General features: G+C 62.2%; 23 protein-coding genes and 1 pseudogene. 8 read left to right on the top strand and 16 right to left on the bottom strand.

Annotated features, from left to right (window positions below; all coding sequences use genetic code 11):
* Positions 1 to 189 precede the first annotated feature (189 nt).
* Positions 190 to 413: pseudogene (locus tag AC3A43_RS18485) on the top strand (integrase core domain-containing protein); the annotation flags it as partial.
* 276 nt (positions 414 to 689) lie between these two features.
* Here AC3A43_RS18485 and AC3A43_RS18480 read toward each other — a convergent pair.
* A complete protein-coding gene (locus tag AC3A43_RS18480; RefSeq protein ID WP_487794029.1) occupies positions 690 to 1,115 on the bottom strand; it encodes an AAA family ATPase in 426 nt (141 codons plus the stop codon).
* 245 nt (positions 1,116 to 1,360) lie between these two features.
* Here AC3A43_RS18480 and AC3A43_RS18475 point away from each other — a divergent pair, with 245 nt between their 5' ends.
* A complete protein-coding gene (locus AC3A43_RS18475) occupies positions 1,361 to 1,795 on the top strand; it encodes a hypothetical protein (RefSeq protein ID WP_487794028.1) in 435 nt (144 codons plus the stop codon).
* A 1,226-nt stretch (positions 1,796 to 3,021) separates the two neighbouring features.
* Here the strand turns inward: AC3A43_RS18475 and AC3A43_RS18470 are convergent.
* The gene (locus AC3A43_RS18470; protein WP_487794304.1) at positions 3,022 to 3,453 is read right to left on the bottom strand and encodes a hypothetical protein; all 432 of its coding nucleotides are present in this window, start codon (positions 3,451 to 3,453) and stop codon (positions 3,022 to 3,024) included.
* Here AC3A43_RS18470 and AC3A43_RS18465 point away from each other — a divergent pair.
* Together AC3A43_RS18465 and AC3A43_RS18460 are read left to right on the top strand one after the other, a co-directional pair.
* Positions 3,337 to 3,789: a murein L,D-transpeptidase catalytic domain-containing protein gene (locus tag AC3A43_RS18465; RefSeq protein WP_487794027.1), complete on the top strand. Its 453-nt coding sequence runs from the start codon at positions 3,337 to 3,339 to the stop codon at positions 3,787 to 3,789. The genes AC3A43_RS18470 and AC3A43_RS18465 overlap by 117 nt on opposite strands.
* 104 nt (positions 3,790 to 3,893) lie before the next feature.
* Complete coding sequence (locus AC3A43_RS18460) at positions 3,894 to 4,361, top strand: cupin domain-containing protein (protein WP_487794026.1); 468 nt, start codon at positions 3,894 to 3,896, stop codon at positions 4,359 to 4,361.
* A gap of 270 nt (positions 4,362 to 4,631) precedes the next feature.
* Here the strand turns inward: AC3A43_RS18460 and arcC are convergent, their stop codons facing one another.
* From arcC to AC3A43_RS18415, 9 genes are all read right to left on the bottom strand, one after another.
* Positions 4,632 to 5,531, bottom strand: coding sequence for a carbamate kinase (gene arcC, locus AC3A43_RS18455; protein WP_487794025.1), 900 nt, complete (start codon positions 5,529 to 5,531; stop codon positions 4,632 to 4,634).
* A 2-nt stretch (positions 5,532 to 5,533) separates the two neighbouring features.
* Positions 5,534 to 6,655 (bottom strand): agmatine deiminase, encoded by a 1,122-nt coding sequence (gene aguA, locus AC3A43_RS18450; RefSeq protein WP_487794024.1) that lies wholly within the window; start codon positions 6,653 to 6,655, stop codon positions 5,534 to 5,536.
* Positions 6,648 to 8,063, bottom strand: coding sequence for an APC family permease (locus tag AC3A43_RS18445; protein WP_487794023.1), 1,416 nt, complete (start codon positions 8,061 to 8,063; stop codon positions 6,648 to 6,650). Before AC3A43_RS18445 ends, aguA begins: the two co-directional genes overlap by 8 nt.
* A gap of 15 nt (positions 8,064 to 8,078) precedes the next feature.
* Positions 8,079 to 9,092: a putrescine carbamoyltransferase gene (gene ptcA, locus AC3A43_RS18440; protein WP_487794022.1), complete on the bottom strand. Its 1,014-nt coding sequence runs from the start codon at positions 9,090 to 9,092 to the stop codon at positions 8,079 to 8,081.
* 148 nt (positions 9,093 to 9,240) lie between these two features.
* The gene (locus tag AC3A43_RS18435) at positions 9,241 to 9,405 is read right to left on the bottom strand and encodes a hypothetical protein (protein WP_487794021.1); all 165 of its coding nucleotides are present in this window, start codon (positions 9,403 to 9,405) and stop codon (positions 9,241 to 9,243) included.
* A 469-nt stretch (positions 9,406 to 9,874) separates the two neighbouring features.
* Positions 9,875 to 10,867 carry a zinc-dependent alcohol dehydrogenase family protein gene (locus AC3A43_RS18430; RefSeq protein ID WP_487794020.1) on the bottom strand — a complete coding sequence of 331 codons (993 nt, stop codon included), beginning with the start codon at positions 10,865 to 10,867 and terminating at the stop codon, positions 9,875 to 9,877.
* Between the two features lie 87 nt (positions 10,868 to 10,954).
* Positions 10,955 to 11,509 carry an N-acetyltransferase family protein gene (locus tag AC3A43_RS18425; RefSeq protein ID WP_487794019.1) on the bottom strand — a complete coding sequence of 185 codons (555 nt, stop codon included), beginning with the start codon at positions 11,507 to 11,509 and terminating at the stop codon, positions 10,955 to 10,957.
* 390 nt (positions 11,510 to 11,899) lie between these two features.
* Positions 11,900 to 12,595 carry a hypothetical protein gene (locus AC3A43_RS18420; RefSeq protein ID WP_487794018.1) on the bottom strand — a complete coding sequence of 232 codons (696 nt, stop codon included), beginning with the start codon at positions 12,593 to 12,595 and terminating at the stop codon, positions 11,900 to 11,902.
* A 328-nt stretch (positions 12,596 to 12,923) separates the two neighbouring features.
* Positions 12,924 to 15,173, bottom strand: coding sequence for an acetate--CoA ligase family protein (locus tag AC3A43_RS18415; RefSeq protein ID WP_487794017.1), 2,250 nt, complete (start codon positions 15,171 to 15,173; stop codon positions 12,924 to 12,926).
* 591 nt (positions 15,174 to 15,764) lie between these two features.
* Between AC3A43_RS18415 and AC3A43_RS18410 the strand changes: the two genes are divergently transcribed.
* Together AC3A43_RS18410 and AC3A43_RS18405 are read left to right on the top strand one after the other, a co-directional pair.
* Positions 15,765 to 17,312, top strand: coding sequence for a PAS domain-containing sensor histidine kinase (locus AC3A43_RS18410; protein WP_487794296.1), 1,548 nt, complete (start codon positions 15,765 to 15,767; stop codon positions 17,310 to 17,312).
* A complete protein-coding gene (locus AC3A43_RS18405; RefSeq protein WP_487794016.1) occupies positions 17,305 to 17,937 on the top strand; it encodes a response regulator transcription factor in 633 nt (210 codons plus the stop codon). The genes AC3A43_RS18410 and AC3A43_RS18405 overlap by 8 nt, the downstream gene beginning before the upstream one ends.
* 75 nt (positions 17,938 to 18,012) lie before the next feature.
* Here the strand turns inward: AC3A43_RS18405 and AC3A43_RS18400 are convergent, their stop codons facing one another.
* The gene (locus AC3A43_RS18400) at positions 18,013 to 18,138 is read right to left on the bottom strand and encodes a hypothetical protein (RefSeq protein WP_487794303.1); all 126 of its coding nucleotides are present in this window, start codon (positions 18,136 to 18,138) and stop codon (positions 18,013 to 18,015) included.
* On the opposite strand from AC3A43_RS18400, the gene AC3A43_RS18395 reads away from it, so the two are divergent.
* Positions 18,079 to 18,243: a LuxR C-terminal-related transcriptional regulator gene (locus tag AC3A43_RS18395; protein ID WP_487794295.1), complete on the top strand. Its 165-nt coding sequence runs from the start codon at positions 18,079 to 18,081 to the stop codon at positions 18,241 to 18,243. The genes AC3A43_RS18400 and AC3A43_RS18395 overlap by 60 nt on opposite strands.
* A 58-nt stretch (positions 18,244 to 18,301) precedes the next feature.
* Here the strand turns inward: AC3A43_RS18395 and AC3A43_RS18390 are convergent, their stop codons facing one another.
* Both AC3A43_RS18390 and AC3A43_RS18385 read right to left on the bottom strand, forming a co-directional pair.
* On the bottom strand, positions 18,302 to 18,634 hold the full coding sequence (locus tag AC3A43_RS18390) for a TraR/DksA family transcriptional regulator (RefSeq protein ID WP_487794015.1): 333 nt from the start codon (positions 18,632 to 18,634) through the stop codon (positions 18,302 to 18,304).
* Positions 18,631 to 18,879: an HP1242/YdcH family protein gene (locus tag AC3A43_RS18385; protein ID WP_487794014.1), complete on the bottom strand. Its 249-nt coding sequence runs from the start codon at positions 18,877 to 18,879 to the stop codon at positions 18,631 to 18,633. The genes AC3A43_RS18390 and AC3A43_RS18385 overlap by 4 nt, the downstream gene beginning before the upstream one ends.
* Before the next feature lie 297 nt (positions 18,880 to 19,176).
* Here AC3A43_RS18385 and AC3A43_RS18380 point away from each other — a divergent pair, with 297 nt between their 5' ends.
* The gene (locus tag AC3A43_RS18380; protein ID WP_487794013.1) at positions 19,177 to 20,112 is read left to right on the top strand and encodes a L,D-transpeptidase; all 936 of its coding nucleotides are present in this window, start codon (positions 19,177 to 19,179) and stop codon (positions 20,110 to 20,112) included.
* A gap of 45 nt (positions 20,113 to 20,157) precedes the next feature.
* Here the strand turns inward: AC3A43_RS18380 and AC3A43_RS18375 are convergent, their stop codons facing one another.
* Both AC3A43_RS18375 and AC3A43_RS18370 read right to left on the bottom strand, forming a co-directional pair.
* Entirely contained in the window at positions 20,158 to 20,280 is a 123-nt protein-coding gene (locus AC3A43_RS18375) for a hypothetical protein (protein WP_487794012.1), read from the bottom strand.
* An 86-nt stretch (positions 20,281 to 20,366) separates the two neighbouring features.
* Positions 20,367 to 20,861: an Hsp20/alpha crystallin family protein gene (locus tag AC3A43_RS18370; RefSeq protein ID WP_487794011.1), complete on the bottom strand. Its 495-nt coding sequence runs from the start codon at positions 20,859 to 20,861 to the stop codon at positions 20,367 to 20,369.
* Positions 20,862 to 20,883 lie beyond the last annotated feature (22 nt).

The following is a 20,883-nucleotide window of genomic DNA, read 5'->3' as shown; positions in this document are numbered from 1 at the left end:
TTGAGAGTATGGAGCCACGGATGATGTTGCCAACGGCCTGCTGGGTGAGAATGGCATCCTGGGCATGACGGCGTCGGGCAAGACCCTGACTTGAGCGACGCATGCGTGTCTGGCGCGGCTGGCATGCGCCGATCTTCAAGAAATACCTGGATTACCTCGGACTGCGAGCCGAGCGGATTAGGAAGTTGCTCGCTAGCTGAAGCCCGGATCCTGATAGAGGCTTGGGACGACATTATAACACCGTCCGGTCGCTATGGTCGCTTGGATATCGGCCGCCTGCGCAACCGCCCAGAGCACTCCGCGGGGACCGAAGTATCCCTCTGAAGTCTGATTCCCGCGCCGTTTATCATGGATCCTTTTCATACTGCGGACAGGGATCGACAGTAGCCGGCAAAGATTGCCGCGACGCCTAGGTTCGTCATGGGAGCGTTCGTCAATATCGCGCCGAAAGTCGCCTGACCGTTACCGGTCAGATTTCGCAGTAGCGGATACTCGCGTGGCGCATGCGACAGTTCGGCTGCAAGTGGGCAAATCCAGAAAGGATGCTTCTGGCTTATGGCGGGAATGCTGGCCCTTTATATTGGGAGAGAAGATATGATCCACTGCCCAACGCGGACGTTACGCGAGACAACAATGTTTTGCGATCGTCGTTTTCGGTCAACAGAACATGCCGTTCGAGAGAACCAAGTTCAGAGAATTGCTGATGCAGAGCTGCGATGTTCCGGATCGGACAAGGTATCGCCGCCACGAATTTGGCAGCGCTCGATCGCAGAGTTCAGGGATGGGCGAAGCACGATGTAGTGGATCGGGAAGTTTATCCTCCTGAACGCTTCAAGGAACCAGGGGCCGACGATGCCGTCCACAATGACGAAGTAGCCACCACGTGCGTAGCCAGCCGCGACATTCGCCAGAACATCGATCACCACCCCATTCTGTTGATCTGCCTCAGGAAGATAGGGTGGGATCGCGCCGTGCTTGATAAAATGCCAGAAGTCGTCGGAGTGGAGATGCACTTTCGGCGATCCGTCCGACATGGCCATCGTGGAGGCCGTTGTTGTCTTTCCCGCGCCTGGCGTTCCCGTCAGGATGAGAATTTCTTGTCTATGGCCGATCATTGCCAAGCCTCTTTAACAATTCAGCAACTTACACATATTTCATTCGAGCGCACCAGTGTCAGTCGTTTCCCGCAATTCCCGTTAAGCTAGCGAGCGATGTCCGCTTATCACGATGTGTCGCAGAAAACAGACTGGCAGCAAACGGCCAAATCTTTCGAAAATTCGCTTTCTATGGATAAGCTCAGGAATGTGGTACCGTATCGGGAAAGGCGACCTGCTCATCCGCGAACAATGGCATCGACAGCTTGGCACCCCTGCCGGATATGGCGTTGCAAGGTTTCGCTACCCCGCCCCCAGAAAGGCTCGCCATGCAGTTTTCACGACTGTTCGCCGTATTGACAACCGCTCTGCTGTGCACATGCGTGCCCGCCGAGAGGGAAGTTGCTACTTCCAATACAACTGCCCTCGCGACTGCCGTGCAAACTCAGGACGCACGCGCGCTTTCTTTTGTCGAAGAGCGATGTAGCGGTTGTCATGCCTTACGCCCGGGCGTTGAGCCGCCCAATTCGCAGGCACCCAGCTTTGTGGCGGTCGCGAATGACATGGGGTTTAGCCAAGATACGCTGCACGAATTTTTTCGCGATGTACACGATACACCGGATGCGATGTCGATCATGTTGACCAGAGAAGAGGCTGAGATGGCTTCAGCTTACATTATGTCACTTCGCACTCCTCGCTGACGACGCAAAGGCTATTTGCCTCAACATGCGACAGGATATCTCGGCCGGTCTCTACGCCTGGGAGTTCAGAAGGACGGCAATCGCCATAACCAATGTCCGCAATCGGTCGCTTTATCACCAGCATGCCTGACTCGACTTCTTCGTCGATTGGCCTAGGACCGGATTACAAAGACTTTCCTGCGACCCAGAAAGTCGATGGGCTTCCTTTGGTCACGACCTCAGAGGATGGCAGGGTTCGTTCGGAAGAGGGGACCCTGCTGCACCGACTATGGGGCAATCGTCTTGAAGATCGACGACGCGTCCCGCGACAATGTCGGAAGTGCATAGCGATGCTTATGGCGCATTGCGCATTCAGCTAGGGCAAATCCTGCGCCAGATTAATGATGTCGCCGGGTTTCAGCCGGGGGACGGAGGGCCCGCGTGAGATATCGGCATTGCGCTCGGTTCCAACTTCACGTCCAGGACTTAACATGCGTTATCGGAGGGGCTGTCGACGTCGATTGCTGCCGGCCGTCAACGATCGTTTCCAAGAAAGCGCCGTTCGGCCAGGTAAATCCCCACGGTTTGCGTTAAAAAGGGCGTAGTATCGCTGAACGAATCGGACAGTCCGGGCCGCCTAACCAAGGCCGGCACCATGCAGGAATATATATCTCAGTCGAATATCGAACGGTTCAAGAAGCTTATCCGTACCACGACCGATCCCCAGCAATTGTCGACGCTCAAGGATCTTCTTCGACTGGAAGAGGCGAAGAGCGGAACTCATTCGACGAAGCAGGGCCATTAATAGTCATTCGGTCTTCCCGTGGCCGTGCGTATGTCCGGGGCGATCGGCGTAACCAACTTTTCGACGTCAAAAAGCTGCGGGCGTAGACCGATGTCAGGGACCGCATCGTATCGGCGTTCAAGCGCTAGGCCGATCTTGATGCCGCGGGCGTCACCGTGACCACCGATGGAGGGACAGCAAAGCTGAACGGGAAGTTCCTGCATAGAACGAGCGCGACATAGCCCTAGCGTGCGGCCTGGTCGGCGCCGGGAAGGGGGGCAAGGTCGAGGATCGGATTGGTACCCTAACGTTTGGAGCGGACCCGCACACCGGTGTCGCCGACTTCGGTTTCGTCGACGGGCCGACCATCCGCAGCCGAACAATCCGCCCAGAAAAGGATTCATCGCGGTGAATCCCGGCGAACGACGATCTTGGTTCAAACCGGCACGACAAAACTGGCAGATCAGCAGGGCGTCCGGAATCGGTGAATCCCCGTGTGACGGCCACCGCAGGAGAAAAGACCGGCACCGACAGGGTTAGTACGTATCTGGAATCCGGCGTCGCTCATGCGCATCTGCTCGGCAATGCCAAGCAAATTTAGATCGTGGGAAGCAACATGATTATTTCCAGGCGTCACCTTCTGGGAGGTGGCGGCGCACTGGCCCTGAGCATGCTCGGGTCGCAGTCGAACGCTCGCGCAGCGCTTCCGGTACAGGATGACGGCCCTGATCCGCGTCTCATACGCCACGCATTGGATGCGCTCAACAGACACCGAGGCGTGATACAACATCGCGACGTTATCGGCATCGTCGATTTCAGCCAGGCCTCGAGCGCACTTCGCTTCCACATCGTCGACATGGTGAATGGAGCGCATCGAAGCCATCTCGTAGCGCATGGGCGTGGATCGGATCCGGCTCATTGTGGTTGGGTGCTTCGCTTGTCCAATTTACCGGGGTCTGCCGCCTCGTCGAGTGGCTCGTATCTCGTCGGCGAGGATTATGCGGGCAAGCATGGCCGGTCGCGGCGTCTCTCCGGGCTCGATCCCGAAAACAGCAATGTCGAGGCACGACGGATCGTCATCCACGCCGCGCCCTATGTCTCGCAGGAGATCGCACGCAAGACAGGCAAGGTCGGGCGAAGCGAAGGCTGTTTCGCCTTCGCGCGGGCCGACATCGGTCAGGTGCTCGAGCGGCTAGGCCCCGGCAGAATGATATATGCCGCAAAAATGTAGCCGCCCGCATCTTACATCCCGGCGCAAGCCTCCGGCGATCTACGTACTGCCCTGCCTGTACCCGGCGGTTAAGGCTAATCCAATTGATCTGGAGGTGCAGGCGCATGACAATAACCGACATCGGACCGCTACCGCAGGCCTTTGACCTGGAGCAGGCGACGCGCGAGAACCGGAATTATCGTTCGGTCGCGTGGAGCGGGCGCCACCTTCAGGTAACGCTGATGTCGATCGCGGCTGGCCGCGACATCGGGTTGGAAATGCACCCCGACACCGACCAGTTCCTGCGCCTCGATGCCGGCCGCGGCCGGGTCCAGATCGGGCCTGCCAGGGACGAGTTGACCTTCGAGGCCGAGGTCGCAGATGGCTGGTGCATGCTCATACCGGCAGGATCGTGGCACAATGTCCGGAACATCGGCGAAGAACCGATGCAGATTTATGCGATCTATGCACCCGCACACCACAAGCCAGGGAAGATACACAGGACATCTTCCGAAGCGGCGGCCGATGAGAATGACGAACCGGCCGAATGGTCGGTGCAGCCAGCGGTCATCCATCGAGACGAACAGGCATAGCGTAGGTCCTTCGGAGAGGTTGCGGGCCGACGGCTCGCGGCCGTCCACGAGCTGGAGCCCTCGTCGGCATAGGTCGTCGCCCGAAGCGATCCGTTTCTCGCATAATCGCCCGGTGCGCTTCAAAACAGCTGTTGGTTCGCCGACCACAGCCAGACCAGACAAGTCGATCAGCGCGAACGGCGCAAAACCGGCGCTGGCCACCCGTTAGCTCCTTCGGTCTGGCAGAATCGCGGCGCGCCGCAGTTCGGCCGCGCGATCCCGCTTCGGGCTTCAGGCAAATATTCTTGTCCCTGCGCTGCCATCGAGAAGGGACCCGATATCGTCGAGGGCTCCGATCATGGCGGGATTCCCTGTGGCCTGCGCGAACTGCAGCGCCGCCTCGACCTTGGGGCGCATCGAGCCTTCAGCGAGCGCGAGGGAGCGAAGGTCCTTCGGCCTGATCTCGCGGATCGGTTCCTGCTCCGGCTCGCCCCAGCGGGCGTAAACCGCATCGACGTCCGTCAGAATGACGAAGCGGTCGGCCTCCAGGCGGGCGGCGAGCAGCGCCGCCGTCCAATCCTTGTCGACGACTGCTTCGACCCCGGTGAGGCGACTGTCCACACCGGTCACCGCAATCCCGCCTCCGCCGCAGCAAATGGTGACCACACGCCGGTCGACCAGACCGGCGATTTCCTCGAACTCGACGATGCTGGTTGGCCTCGGGGAGGGCACGACGCGCCGGAACCCGTGGCCATCGGGAGCGAACGTCCAGCCTGGCCGCGAGGCCTGCTTTGCCGCCTCGAGGGACGAATAGACGGGCCCGATCGGTTTCGTCGGCTGCCCGAAAGCCGGGTCGTCGGCATCGACGAGGGTCTGCGTCAGCAGGCAGGCGACGCGCCGCGGCGTGATCGCGTTCCGTAACTCCTGCGCGACGACATAGCCGATCATACCCTGCGATTCCGCGCTCAGCACGTCGAGCGGATAGGCGGGAACCGCGCCATAGGCCTCCGCTTCGAGGGCGAGGAGTCCGACCTGCGGGCCGTTGCCATGAACGATCGCAACCTCATTCCCGGCGCATGCGCGTGCGAGTCCGCCCGCAGCAGCCTGCATGTTGCGCCGCTGATTTTCCGCGGTGAGGCTTTCGCCGCGCTTCAGCAGAGCGTTGCCGCCGAGCGCAATGACAAGGCGCATGGCTAGGCCGCCCGACGCGCGCGCTTGATCTTGCCGAGCGGCTCCTGCTGGGTGATGCAATGGATATTGCCGCCGCCGAGCAATATCTCGCGCCCGGGCACGACGACGACCCGGCGGCCGGGAAAAAGATCCGCGAGTATTTGTTGCGCGGGCAGGTCCCGGGGATCGTCATATCCCGGCATCACGATCCGCTCGTTGGCGATGTAGAAATTGACATAGGAGGCGGCGAGCCGGTCGCCCGCCTGGCGCGGCAGGGTGCCCGGCACATGGTCGACATCCTCCGCTTCGTCCGCGGTGATCAGCACCGGTCGCGGCTGGTGCAGCTTGTGGACCTTGAGCGGCCGGCCCTTGGCATCGTGCATCGAAGCCAGCCGCTCGAACGCGTCGGCCGAGATCGCATATTGCGGATCGGCGGTGTCGTCGGTCCAGGTCAGGACCACTTCGCCGGGCGCGACAAAGCGGCAGAAATTGTCGATATGTCCGTCGGTCTCGTCGAGATAGACCCCCTTGGGCAGCCAGAGCACCGAATCGACATTGAGATAGTCGCGCAGCATCCGCTCGATACCCGCGCGGTCGAGGTTCGGGTTGCGGTTCGGGTTGAGCAGGCATTCCTCGGTCGCGAGGACCGTGCCCTCGCCATCGACGTCGATCGAGCCGCCTTCGAGGATGAAGTCGGGCGCGTAGCGATCATCGCGCTCATATTCGAGAACCTTCTCGCCGACGAGGTCATCCTGATCCCACGGGAAATAGAGCCCGTCCCCAAGACCGCCCCAGGCGTTGAACTTCCAGTCGATGCCGCGCACGACACCTTCGTCGCTGACGACGAACGTCGGCCCGCAGTCGCGGATCCAGCTGTCGTTGCTCGTCATCTCCACGACGCGCACGGCGGGGTCGAGCATCTCGCGGGCGATCACATATTGCCCTGGCGAGACGCACACCGTCACGGGTTCGCCCTCGGCGATTGCGGCCGCTACCGCGGCGAACGCGTGCTGCGCTGGCTTGGCGCCGCGCCGCCAATTGTCGGACCGCTCGGGCCACAGCATCCAGCAGCCGATATGCTGCTCCCACTCGGCGGGCATGCGGAAACCATCCGATCGCGGGGTGCTCGAGAGTTGCCTAGCCATTGTTCGGACCTCCGTCTGGGGTGCGCTTGCCGACGCGGATCAGGATCTCGCCGGCGAACAGCGTCAGAAGCGTGCCGCCCCCCACCGCGAGTACATATGCCGGATCGAAAGCGCCGGGCTTGTAGATGAAGAAGACGATCGCCTGGGCGATGAACACCATGCAGAGACCGCTCAGCGCCAGCGCCGTGCCCCGGCCACCGGGCACCCGGTAGGGACGCGGCGTATCGGCATCGATTTGGCGCAGCTTCAGGAAGGACAGGAACAGCAGGAAATAGGGGAGGAGGAACACGACCGAGGAGAAGGCGAAGATCGTCCAGAACAGATCCTCCGCGCTGCTCGCCAGCATCGCATAGAGAATCAGGACCACGGAGGCGATGACGCCGGTGAGGATCGCGGCGCTGACCGGCGTCCGGAACCGGCTGTGCGTCGCCGCGAAAATCGCCGGCAGGTCGCCGCGCTGCGCCGCCTCCGCAGCCGAGCGGTTGGCGCCGATCGTCCAGGTGACCATGTTGGCGACGAAGGTGTAGAGCGCCATGACGGTGAGGATTGCGACGGCCGCGCTGCCCGCCGGGCTGCTCCCGAACAGCCGGCTAAATGTGTCTGGCAGACCTTCGATCAATCCGATCTCCTTGACCGGGAGCGCGAGCAAGATGCCGACCGTCGCGAGGATGTAGAAGAAGGCGATGACCAGGCCGGAGGTGACGATCGCCCGCGGCACGTCGCGTGCCGGGTTCTTCATCTCCTCGCCGGCGCCCGACATCAGTTCGAACCCGAGGAAGTTGTAAACGATCACCGGCAGGAAGGCGAAGCTTGCACCCCAGCTTGGGCTCAGCGTCCTGATGCTGAACTCGTTCGCCGCGCCGTGCCGGGCGGCATAGGCGATGCCGCCGACGCCGATCGCGAGCATGATCGCTACCTTGAACGCGGCCCCGACATTCGGCACCCATTTGCCGACCTCGAGGGTGACAATGCTGATCCCGACCGTCAGCCAGGTGAGACCGAGCGTGATAACGAGCTTGGCGGGGAGGCTCATGTCCGGGGCGACGAGCTCGGCGAGTATCCCTGCGAACAGGATATAGACCGACGGCATCCAGAAGGCGACGTTCACCCACCATAGCCACGCCGTCCGCCCGGCCCAGCGCTCGCCATAGGCGCGGCGGACCCACGCATAGATCCCGCCCTCCTCGGGATAGGCGCTGCCGAGTTCCGCAGTGATCAGCCCATAGGGAATGAAGAACAGCACGAAGGTTAGCACCCACCAGAAGATCGATTGAACGCCGATGGCTGCCGAAGCGGCGAGCTGGTCGATGATCAGGATCGCGCAAACGGTAAACAGCGTCATATCGAGCCGCCGCAGCACCCTTCGGAAGCGCGGCTTGGCGACAACAGGCTCGGCGATCGTGGCCATGGCGGCCTCCTTGGCTCAGGGTTTGAGAAAGCTCTCGACCCGTCCGCGGTGGTAAGCAGCCAGGTCGGATGATGGCGGGCTGAGGCGGGGATAGACGAAGTGGACCAGCAGCCCCTTCTCGGTATGCAGCCGGTTCTCGGCCTGGTCGAAAATGATCGAGCGCGGTCCGTCCATGACCGAATCGGTCACCTCGACGCCGCGCGACGCGGGCAGGCAGTGCATGAACTTTGCATGGGCCGGCGCCAGGGCGAGAAGCGCCTCGTTGATCTGATATGCGGGCATGAAAGCGGCCGTGCGATCCGGGATTTCGGCTTCCTGCCCGATCCACCACCACAGGTCCGTGTAGAGGAAATCGGCGTCGCGCACTGCCGCCTCGACATCGTCAGTGACGATGAGCGAGCCTCCGCTCGCCTCGGCATTGGTGCGGGCAATTGCCTGCCACGCCTCGGGGGCCTGATAGCGTTTCGGTGCGGCATGGGTGAAATGCATCCCCATCTGGGTGCAGATCATCATAAGCGACGAGCACACATTGGTCGCGTCGCCGATGAAGGCGATCTTGAGATCGGTCAGCGATTTGCCCGAGGGAGCATGCTCGATCATCGTGAAAACGTCGCACAGCGCCTGCGTCGGATGATTATAATCGGTAAGGCCATTGATCACCGGGACCGTTGCATTAGCCGCCAGATCGAGAACGGTCTGGTGCTTCAGAGTGCGCGCCTCCATCACATCGACCATCCGGCTGATCACATGCGCTGTGTCGCCTATGCTTTCGCGCGCACCCAGATGGATTTCCCCGGGCTTGAGATAGAGGGCGTGCCCGCCAAGCTTGGTCATGGCGACCTCGAACGAGACGCGGGTCCGGGTTGACGGCTCCTCGAAGATCATCCCGAGCGACGCGCCGGCAAGTAGCTTCGGGCACGCGCCGTCCCGGTCGGCTTCCTTGAGAAGACCGATCAGATCGATAATGCGCAGCAATTCTTCGCGGGCGAAATCCTGCGTGTCGATGAAGTGTCGAGGCTGGTCTGTCATGATTTTCGCCCGGCAGCCGGGGGAAGGGAGCAGCGAAGCCTTATCGGCAAGGGCGCTTCCCTCCCGTCGATCGGTGTCTGAACTGATGTCGGCAGACGGAACAGCGGGGTCGCTTGCTCCCCGCCGGACCATCGCTTGCGAACCGATACTAGCGGGTCGCCCGGCGCGCGGCGAAGAAGCCCATGGCAAGCAGTGGAATCAGTGCGGCGGCAACGCGTGTGGTCGGCAAGGCCGAAATGCGCTGCAGCTTCTTGCGCATGGGTCGCGAAATCCCCACCCCTTTCGCGATTTTCGATATGTTCTGCTTCAGCATGATCGTCTCCTTTTCGTAGCCGATCCTAGCTCGCTAAGTGGTATGGCAAATACGTAGATGACACAGGGGCGATACAAAGGTGCACGCCTCGTACCCACTGCATCAGGCCATGAAACCATCCTATCGAGATGGTTCGAGCGCTTAGTCCGGCCGCTCGTCCGGCGTGTCTTCAGGGTGGCTCTCCGGGAGGACAGGCGCTTCGGAAGGCGAGTGAAGCGGCTGCGGCTCGTGCGTCGGTGCCGGACGCTCGGGCAGGCGCTTTTCCGGTCGCTCGGAAGGTCTGTTATCCGGGTATTCCGGATGTCGGATTGGCGACCCGGTTAAGAGGGGCAGCGTGGGTTGCACGAGGGACACTCCTTTCGAACCTCCTGATCGGCGCCAACTCTTCGACAACGGGTCGCGCGCGCCTAACTATCGGGAACATCTCGTAGAAGGATGGCGCAACGCAATAGATGACATCGCCTTCCCTTTACGGCACGAGAACCAATGCACCTTCGACCTTCCCCGAACGCAGCAGATCGAGCGCGGCATTTGCGTCACCAAGCGGCATTGCCGTCACGCGCGTTTCGATCGGACATCGCGCTGCGAGTGCGAAAAACTCGGTGCCGTCCGCGCGCGTGAGATTGGCCACCGACTGAATCGATCGCTCTTCCCAAAGATCGGCATAAGGAAAGGCTGGGATTTCCGACATATGAATACCGGCGCACACGACGCGTCCGCCTTTCCGGACCCTTTTTAGAGCTTCGGGGATGAGCGCTCCCACCGGCGCGAAGATGATTGCGGCATCGAGCGCTTCGGGCGGCGCGGTGGTCGAACTGCCGGCCCATTCGCACCCGAGGCTGAGCGCGAATTCCTGGCTCGCTGTGTCGCCCTCGCGCGTGAAGGCAAACAGCTTGCGCCCGTCCGCGAGGGCGACTTGCGCCAGTATATGCGCTGCCGCGCCAAATCCGTAGAGTCCGATAAGCCGGGCGTCGCCCGCCATGCGATAGGCGCGGTACCCGATGAGGCCCGCGCACAGCAGGGGCGCCGCATGCAAGTCGTCATAGTTGTCGGGCAGACGGAAACAGAAGCGCGCGTCGGCGATGCAATGCGAGGCGAAACCGCCGTCGCGCGTAAAACCGGTGAACACAGGTGTATCGCAAAGATTCTCGCGCGCCGACCGGCAGTATCGACAATGGCCGCAACTGCCGCCGAGCCACGCCACACCAACCCGTGTCCCGACGGGGAGATTGTCCACCCCTTCGCCAATCGCCTCGACCCGGCCGACCACCTCATGTCCCGGCACGATCGGAAGACCGCCGCAGATATCGCCATCGGCAATATGAAGATCGGTACGGCACACGCCGCACGCGGTTACTGCGATCCGGATTTCGCCCGGCCCCGGTTCCGGCATCGGCCGCTCTACGCCATGCAGCGGCTCGCCCGGCGCGTCGAGCTGCATGGCAAGCATGGCTTTGCGCATCCGGCTACGCCCTATTTCCAGGAGCAATTTCTTCGTCTGTCCGCTCGTCAGGGGATTGGACGGGCGCGGCGTTTGAAGCGGAACGTCTCATCCGGCGGGTTCGCGAAGATCGATCTCGAGCAGCGCGAGTGTCGCATCGCCCTCATAAGGGCTCGACTTGAATCCGAGCGTTCGCTCGACGTCGATCGCTTCGCGATTGGCGCGGCTTTCGATCGAACGCAAGCGCTTGACGCCTCGCTTTCTCGCGAGGTCAACGGCATGATTTAGCAGGCTCCAACCGACCCCGCGGCCCTTGTAGGTCGGGCGAATCGCGATCGCGACCTCGGCGACCTCAAATCTGTCATCCGCGGCGATCAGCAAGCTCGCGACGAGGTCGCTCGTTGCGCTATCAAATGCGAGAAGATGTTCGCGATGGCGGTGATCGACGCTGGTCATGGCCATGAGCTGCGCGCTCGACAGGTGCGGCTGCGCGCTCAGGAAACGAAACCGCATGTCTTCGGAAGCCAGCCCGTCGTAAAAGCGGGTCAGCAAATCCGCATCATCGGCCGCGACCGGTCTCAACTTCAACTCGGCGCCGCCCCGGGTGACGATGCTCGTACCGGGGCTTTCGGAAAGTGTCATATCCAGCGAATTCTCGGTCATCTTGTTGGTCCTCAACTTTTTCTGACTGGCCGCGCCGCGCAGTGTCAGCGTGCTGTTGATCCTGTTCCGGAGCAGGCCGATATCTTGCTTATCGTCATTGTCTCGCGGCCACCCTGGCAGGCCGGTGGACGGCGTGTTGGGGTAATGATGGTGTACATGCCCAAACTCCTTCGCCGCCGGAGTTTAGCGCACCGTAACCGCTGCGCAGTTCGTAATTCTACGGAAGGTCCATCTTGTGTCGCGATGTGCGCAGCCGGTGATTTGCCGCAAACCCCAGTATGACCCTGGAGCAGTGTGGACATCCTTGTTGGCGCGGGGAGTGGCAAAGTATCGATCGGTCGCGGCACGGGTGATTTGCGGCTGCAAATTTGTGTGCCGCGTCTCGCCAGCCTAGTGGGTCGGTTCGGGTTTCGCCGGTCCTGCGAGGCGCTGAAGGCCGGGGGAGCCCGCCAGCTTGATGTAGGAGCGCGCGGCGAGCGCCAGTCCAATGGCCTTGTCGCTTCCGGCAAGCGGAAAGCGGAAGACGCTCAGCTTGCCGTCTTCGCGGGTGACGGTGAAGCCGACGCTTTTCTGTCCCGCGATTAGCCGCGCAAATCGCTCGTTGTAGGACATGACGAGCAAGGGGCCGCCCTCTTCCGCCTTGCAGGCCAATGTCACCGTGTAGTCGCTGGTTCCCGCTTCGATCCGGGCCGGATATTCGCGACCCTCGATACAGGGCTCGCGGGCCTCAATATAAACCAAGCAATCAGGTCCGCACATCAGTCCGAAAGCCGTATTCTCCCCGTCGGTGGTCAGTGCCAGGGCCATGCGGTCATCCGCCATCAAGATCCAGTCTTCGAAATGACCAGTAAGATCCTGCGCCACAACCGGCGCAGGCAGGAAGAGAGCCATCGCCAAAATTGCGGCGATCGATTGTTGCGACGCTGGTGAGCTTGTCGGGTGCGCGCGCCTTGGTTGCATGGATCGCTTGCCTTCCGGGTTGGGGTGACGAGGGAAGCGTCGCGCGGCGTTCGCGACCGGACCGACATGATGACTTCCGGGGAGCCGCCCCGACATGAAGGAAGCGACAATCGGGTCGAGGTTCAATCGGCACCGGAAGCGACGTTCCCATCGCTTCCGGCCCTTTTGCCGTCGAGGTCGCAACCTTGGCCGGCCTGTTCCTGCTAAGGCCTCTACGCGGGAGCCTCAATACGCAGAGTAACGTAGGTAGGCGATCTGATCTTGCAGTTGTTGGTCCGGCGCTTCTCGACACCTGATCACGCCGGTCTTCGCGGATAGCTAGCGTCGTCATCGACGATCCTGCTCAAAAAAACTTCAGAAGCGTGGGCGCGTCACCCGGCCAGACGGGCTACCCTTTACCGTATGTTTGTGTCTTTGACGGCCGCAGATGCCTGTCACAATCAATGCTCGCCCGTTATGCTGTAGCGACTGGGACCACCGCAATCATTTCAGCAGCGTGCGGTGAACCTGCCATTCCCACGTCGCGCATGTCGGCGGTCCAGGCCGGCGGGGCTGGCTGGATTGCGAGGCGCGGTGCCGGATCGCCATCCCGACTAATGCGAATTCGTGCGTCGAGCGCGACCACGCCTGCGGGATCCGCCAGAAGCGGGTTGATGTCCAGTTCGACGATATCGGGGAGTTCCGCAGCCATGGCCGACAGGGCACCGAGAACGTCCGTGACGGCCTCTATATTCGCGGCGGGCTCACGGCGGTAGCCGACGAGGAGCTTCGAGATATGGGTCGCTTCGATCATTGCTCGGGCTTGGGCTTTGTTGATCGGCGGCAACGCGAGCGCTTTGTCGGCCACGACTTCAACCGCTGTCCCGCCGGAACCGAACAGCAGGAGCGGGCCGAAAAGCGGATCGGTTGCGATGCCGGCGATCAACTCGTGCGAATGTTTTCTTTCAACCATGGTCTCGACCGCGTAGCCGAATATCCGCGCGTCGGGATGCTCGAAACGGATGCGCGTTTCCATCGCACAGGCAGCTCCTGCGGCGGCCTTTCGACTTGAAAGTCCGAGTGCGACGCCGCCCGCGTCGGACTTGTGGCTTATGTCGGGCGACACGATCTTCACGGCGTAGGGAGGCGCTAGCCCGCCGATCGCATCGCATATCGTTTCGGGTGCGGTGGCGAAGCGCATTGGCACCACCGGTATCCGATAGGCAGCGAGCAGCGCCATTGCCTCGACCTCCGTCAGCAGCGTACGATTGTCGGCGCGCGCGCGGGCGATGATCGCTTTCGCGCTGCTTGTATCTGGCAGTGTTTGGCAGTTGCCCGGCGCGGCGTCGATCAAGGGTACACGAGCACGCGTTGCGGCGAGCAAATAGCCTAAGCTGCCGACCGCGTCCTCCGGCATCGAGTAAAGCGGAATACCCGCCTGTTTTAGCGTCGCACGCGCGCCCGACATATTCGCGTCCCCGAGCCAGCAGCCGATCACGGGCTTGGAAATGCCCGCCGCCCGCGCGGCTTGCACCGCTTCACCGACAACCTCGGCGAAAGCCGCGGCGGGCGCCATCGCGGTTGGACAGTTCATGACCAGCAATGCGTCGACACCGTCATCACGCAGCAGGGTGCTGATGGCATCTCTGTAGCGCTCCGGGGTGGCATCACCGACGATATCGACCGGATTGGCGTGCGACCAGCTTACGGGGAGTGCCGCGTCCAGCTCCGCCAGGGACACCTTCGAAAGGGTCGCGAGCTCGGCGTGGGCACCCGCGAGGGCATCGACGGCGAGGATGCCGGCGCCGCCGCCATTGGTGACAATTCCCAAACGGTCGCCCGTACAGCTGCGGTATGCGGTCAGAATTTCGGCAGCGTCGAACAACTGCGTGAGCGTGTCGACCGTGACGATGCCCGCACGATCGAAGGCGGCACGATAAACATCGTAAGCGCCCGCGAGCGCGCCGCTATGCGACAGCGCCGCGGCTGCTGCCGCAGGCGAGCGTCCGGCCTTGATTGCGATGATGGGCTTGTCGCAGGCCGCAGCGCGCGCTGCCGACATGAATTTGGCGGCGGCACTGAGACCTTCGACATACAGCAATATGGCGTCGGTGTTCGGGTCCCGCGCGAATAGACTTATCAGATCACCGACATCGACCTCAGCCATGTCCCCAACCGATACGATGGCGGAAAAACCGATCTCGCGTCTATCGGCCCAGTCCAGCATCGCGGTGACAAGCGCGCCGCTTTGCGAGATCAGCGCGAGGCGGCCTGGTCGGGCCTGCGTGCGCGCGAAGCTCGTGTCGAGCCGGGAATGGGGAGCAATCACGCCGAGGCAATTGGGCCCGATGATCCGCAGGCCCGACCGCTCCGCCGCGTCGAGCATCTTTTGCCGGAGGCCCGATTCTTGCGACACACCCGCGGAGAGGACGACCGCGCAGCGCGTGCCAAGCGATCCCAGCTGTCCGATAATCGCGGGCACGGTTTCCGCTGGCGTCATCAGCACGGCAAGATCGGGGGCGGCAGGAAGGTCGTCGACCGTCTCGGCCCAAATAACCGCTGCGGTTTCGATCGGATGCGGACTGACAGCGTAGATCGGGCCGTCGAAACCCGCAGCGACCAGATTGGCAAGAACGCGTGTTCCAAGCGAACCCGGCTGTTGCGATGCGCCGACAAGCGCGACCGACCGCGGCTTCAACAACGCGTCGAGATTGCGAATCGACATGTCCCTACCTTCTCAAATGCGGTTAGAATTCCCCGCGTGCGCGAGAATGACCCACCCTTCCTGAACGCGGCTATCGGTAGATTCCCGCATGGAAATGGCAGGGGTCGCGGCTGGCGGAGGGGCGATTCCCCGCGAGCCGTGGGGTCGAACAAGAAAAGCTCAGCATGTATCGCACATGCGAAAAAGGGTTTAGAACGGCAGCCATAGACGGTGCGTAATTTCGGCTTTGCAGCCACATCTGAGCGGTCGGAGGCCGCGAGGCCAATGTCGATTAAGCAGCAAAATTTTCCAGAGCGCCTCACAATTGCTCTGGCGATCGTCTTGGTCGCGGCCGGTCTTCGATACGCGCTTGGGCCCTGGCTTGGCGAAAATGCGGCCTTTTTGCTATTCGCACCGGCAATTCTGGCCGCTTCCATTTTCGCCGGTACGCTTGCCGCGTCGATCGCCATCCTGCCAGCGCTCCTGCTTGGGCTTTATTTTGCAGGGATGCGGGACGCCGATGCGGTAGATATGGCGGAAGCGTGTGTGTTTCTGCTGAGCGCTGGCTGGGTGGTAGCGCTGACGCGCATCGCGGATAGATGGCACAGTCGAATGCGCGATAGCGAAGAGAATGCCGTACGCGGCCGCGCCGAGGCCGATCTTCTTGCCGAAGAGTTCAGCCTGCTCATTGACGGAGCTCAGGGCCACGCCATCTACCTCCTCGATCCGGAAGGCCGGGTGACGGTATGGAACAAGGGCGCGGAGCGGCTCAAGGGCTGGACTGAAGCAGAGGTCATCGGATGCGATGCCTCGATCTTTTACCCCGTCGATGCCGTCGCGGCCGGCCGGCCTGCCGAGGATCTCGCATGCGCTGTCCAGGATGGGCGCTTTGAAACGGAGGGCTGGCGTCTGCGAAAGGATGGATCGGAGTTCCTTGCCGACGTCTCCATCACCGCGTTGCGCAGGGGTGACGGAAGCTTGCGGGGCTTTGCCAAGCTCGTATCCGACATCACCGATCGCAGGGCGGCCGAAGAAGCCCTTCGGTCGCAGGAAAGCCATCTTCGCTCGATTCTGTCGACGGTGCCCGACGCGATGGTCGTCATCGACGATCAGGGATTGATCCTCTCGTTCAGCGCCGCTGCCGAACGATTGTTCGGTTACAGCGAAGCCGAACTGCTCGGCGTCAACGTCAGCGAGTTGATGCCGTCACCTGATCGGGAGCGGCATGACGGCTATTTGCGGCGATATCTCGAAACGGGAGAAAAGCGCATCATCGGGATCGGGCGCGTCGTCTTTGCACAGCGCAAGGATGGTTCGACCTTCCCTATGGAGCTTAATATCGGCGAGGCAACAGGCGACGCCCATCCGCTTTTCACGGGCTTTATTCGCGACTTGACCGAGCGTCAGAAGACGGAAGAGCGGCTCGAGTCGCTGCAGTCCGAGCTCATCCATGTCTCGCGCGTGAGCGCAATGGGAACGATGGCGTCGACGCTGGCGCACGAACTCAATCAGCCGCTGACCGCCGTCGCCAATTATGTCGAGTCCGTTCGGGACCTGCTCGCCGAGCCCAATCTGGAGGATATGCCAATGATCCGGGACGCGCTCGACGATACAGCTGCGGAAGCGCTGCGAGCAGGCCATATCGTCCGGCGGCTGCGCGACTTCGTGGCCCGCGGCGAGGTCGAAAAGACGATCGAGAAACTGCCCTTGCTCATCAACGAGGCGGCAGTGCTTGGACTGATGGGCGCTCGAGAGAAGGGCATCGAACCGCGATTCGACCTCGATCCCTATGCTTCGCCCGTCCTTGTCGACAAGGTTCAGATTCAGCAGGTCCTCATCAATCTCATCCGCAATGCGGTGGAAGCGATGGCCGATAGCCCCGTTCGCGAGCTTACCGTGACGAGCAGGCCCGACCAGCCGGGATGCGTGCGCGTTATCGTTGCGGATACGGGGCCAGGGGTCGCACCAAAGGTCGTCGATCAGCTGTTCAGCGCCTTTGTGAGCACCAAGAGCGAAGGCATGGGTCTTGGTCTGTCCATTTGCCGGACGATCGTCGAGGCGAATGGCGGCCGTATCTGGATGGAGCCGCGCCAAGGAGGTGGCACAGAATTTCACTTCACGGTCGTAAGTGCGAAGGTCGGGGGTCAGGAAGATGGATAAGAAACTGGTGCATATCGTCGATGACGAGGATGCGATCCGTCGCTCGGCGAGCTTCATGCTCAAGACGTCAGGCTATGCGGTCCAAACTTGGCCGAGCGGCGTCGCCTTCCTTAAGGAGGTCCGGCACGCCCCGGAGGGATGCGTCCTGCTGGACGTCCGTATGCCCGAGATGGACGGCCTCGAAGTCCAGCAGGCGCTGCTCGATCAAGGCGTGACCATGCCGGTCATCGTGCTCACCGGCCACGCCGATGTCTCGATCGCGGTGCGCGCCATGAAAGCGGGCGCAGTAGACTTCCTCGAAAAACCCTTCGAAAAGGCTGTACTGACCGCCGCGATCGAAGGCGCGTTCGGTCGGATCGCGAAAGCCGATGGGGCCATCACCCGGGCTGCCGACGCCAATGTCGTGCTCGGCATCCTTACCCCGCGAGAGCGTGAGGTACTGGATGGTCTAGCGCAGGGACTCCCCAACAAGACGATAGCCTATGATCTCGGCATCTCGCCGCGCACCGTCGAAGTGCATCGCGCCAACCTCATGGCGAAACTCGACGTGCGCAGCCTCTCGGACGCTTTGCGGCTCGCCTTCGCGGCCGGACTGGGGGTCCCGGATCCCCGGAACATTACGTAGCGACCAGCAAGCCTCGACCGCTAGAAGGTCGATATGGCTTCCGACCCTGCCCCGCACGGCGACCGCCGATCGCAATCACGAGCCGCAATCCGGGATCTGACCGATCGCGAGCGCGAAATCGTCGCGGGACTCGTGCGCGGCCTGACCAACAAGCAGATCGGGCGCGAACTCGGCATCAGCCACAGAACCGTCGAAATACATCGTGCAAGAGCCATGCGAAAGCTGGGCGCGCCGACTCTCGCCGCCTTGCTGATATCCGTAATGCCGGACCGCGATAAACTCGAACCGCAGCGTCCCGTCCGATAGAGCGGGCGAAATGGCGCAGGCAACGGGCCGTGACGGCTTGCCGCCGCGCCGCGCAGTTTCAGAGGCCATGCTCGCGTTCGCAAGCGATGCAGCGGCTGGCAGCAGGAACCGCGTCGAGCCGCGCGGCCTCGATGGGCACGCCGCACTCGATGCAGAGGCCATAGAGCCCCCCGTCGAGCCGCGTTATCGCTTGCCGCGTCAGTTTCATTTCGTGGATCACCGCGCGTTCGCCCGCGTCGAGCGGTTCGTCGTCTGCACGTTCAATCGCCTGGTCGGGGAGGTCGTGGTCGAGCGGCTCGCGGCGCGGTGCCTCAAGCCGTTCGATCTGCGCTTCAAGCTCGGCCACACGCGCGGTGAGGCGTTCGCGAATTTCAGCGAACTCCTTCATCATTCGGCCTTTCTCGATGCGATCATCACGGCAACTTCGTCCAGCAGTTCTCGGCATTCCTTCTTCAAGGCCTCTATCCGATCGTCGTCCTTCGGCGCCGGGCCTTTCCCGATGCGCTCGAGCTCGGCCGCAACCATATGATGGCGGTCGGCAATGGCCCGAAAATCGCGGTCCTCCAGACTGAGCGCGTGGAGGATAATCCCCTCGCCGGGAAACTGGGCGTGCAGGTCTTGTCCGGCTTCGGCCATCACTGATCCTTTTTGCTCGCGCGCCGCCGGGCGGATCGCGCGATCTGCAGATGCATTGACGATGGGGCGCCTGCCGCCGCCTGTCGCTACGCAATTGCCCCTAATCCAGGGTCCCTCGCAAGCGAGCCGGGAGGCCTGATCCACGCGGATTGCTGCTACGTACTCTTCCCTAATCCTCGCGGCGGCTCGGTGAGTTATGGAGAACGCTGGTCAGGCTTCTGGCCTGCCGATCGGATCGGACGGATAACAAGGACCAAAGCTTTGGGCATGCGGCGTCGCGCTGGAATATTTCCGATAGTGGGAGCTCTCCTTCTCTCCACCTCGGCGATCGCGCAATCGGACGTGCCGCCCGGTTCGGTCATCGGCGCGGCGGAAACGCTCAAACCGGGCGAGTATCTTTGGGCGCCGGAGATTGCACCGCGCGGCCCGCTTCTACTCATCGTCAGTCTCGCTACCCAGCGCGCGACGTTATACCGAAATGGCATCCCGATCGCGATCACGACGGTATCGACGGGAAAGCCCGGCCATCGCACGCCGGTCGGCGTGTTCACAATCCTCCAGCGCGAGGCGAAGCATTTTTCGAGCATCTACGACAATGCGCCGATGCCCTATATGCAGCGTCTCACCTGGGGCGGCGTCGCGTTGCACGGCGGAAATCTTCCCGGCTACCCTGCCTCGCATGGCTGCATTCGCCTCCCACACGAATTTGCGCGGCTCCTTTATGGCGCAACGCGGCTTGGCATGACCGTAATCGTCACCAACGTGGCAGATGTTCCGCGGATCGCCCCGAGCGATCCGCTGGCCTGGGACAATCGCGACGTCGCTGTCGGAGCCGCCGACTGGCACCCCGAACGGGCCCCAGCGGGTTCGATATCGGTCGTCATCAGCTCCACCGACCAACGCGTTGTGGTGCTTCGCAATGGTATCATAATCGGCTCGGCGCCGGTTCGGATCGAAGGGCCAGTCACCGGGACAACCGTCTTCGTGCGGCGGAGCGGTGCGGCGGGGCAAGGTGACTGGCTTCGGGTGGAATTGCCCGAACGCGTCGCGACCGCGCACCCCGAGAGCTTTGAAGGCCGCATCAGCGTCGACCCTGCGTTTCGCGCCGCGCTTGAACCTTTGCTCGAGCCCGGTACGAGCGTCATCATTACCACCGACTCGCTCCGACCGGCGGGGACTCCCGCGCTGCCCTTTCGCCTCGAAGACGATCGCGTCAAACACTCCGGCAGGTAAAGACAATCGTCTCTTCCCTGCCTGGTGCAGCAGCGGATGCGGCCATTAAAAGCCGGGGCGAAGCGCCGCAATCGAGGTCGCAAGAAGAATGAGCGACAAGATGCCGGCGCCAATGCGCAGCCGCAGGCTATCCTCGGCGGCATGAAAAAACCGATGATCATATGACATACGGCAGTCCTTGCGTCGGTGCGGGCCCGGACGGGCAAAGTGGAGACTATGGTCTGCCGGCGGGAAATCCCGCCGGCGACGCGGCATCAGTCGCCGAGCTTGACCTTGCGGACGCGCTTTTCTGCCTTCCTGCTCTTCCCGATCTCGAGGGTCAGCAAGCCATGTTTGAACTTGGCCGTGACTTCATCCTCGTCGGCATCGACCGGGAGAGAAATCTGGCGCTCGAAGTGGCCATGGCGGCGTTCGTTGATCAGGCACCCTTCTTCGCGTCGTTCAGCGCTCTCATGCTTCTCGGCCGCGATCGTGAGGACGCCGTTAGCGATCTCCACCTTGACGTCCTTGTCGGTGAGACCGGGGAGTTCTGCGGACAGCCGGTAGCTGTCGCCGGCATCGCTCAACTCGATCGCGGGCTTCGGCATGACGAATCGCGGCACGAGACTGAGCAGGCTGCGACCGGGCTTGCCCATTTCGTCGATGAAACGATCGACTTCGGCGCGAAGCCAGTCGGCCGCTCCGAACTGGGCGGGTGCGGGCGGCGTGGCGGCCGCAGCGTTGGCGCGGGCGGGGGTCATGTCGTTCATGAATAGTCTCCTCTTGAGCATC

It is taken from the genome of Sphingopyxis sp. Soil_C_28, assembly GCF_057657055.1.
Note: the sequence above shows the minus strand (reverse complement) of the source record. Positions and strands in the feature narration are given on the sequence as shown.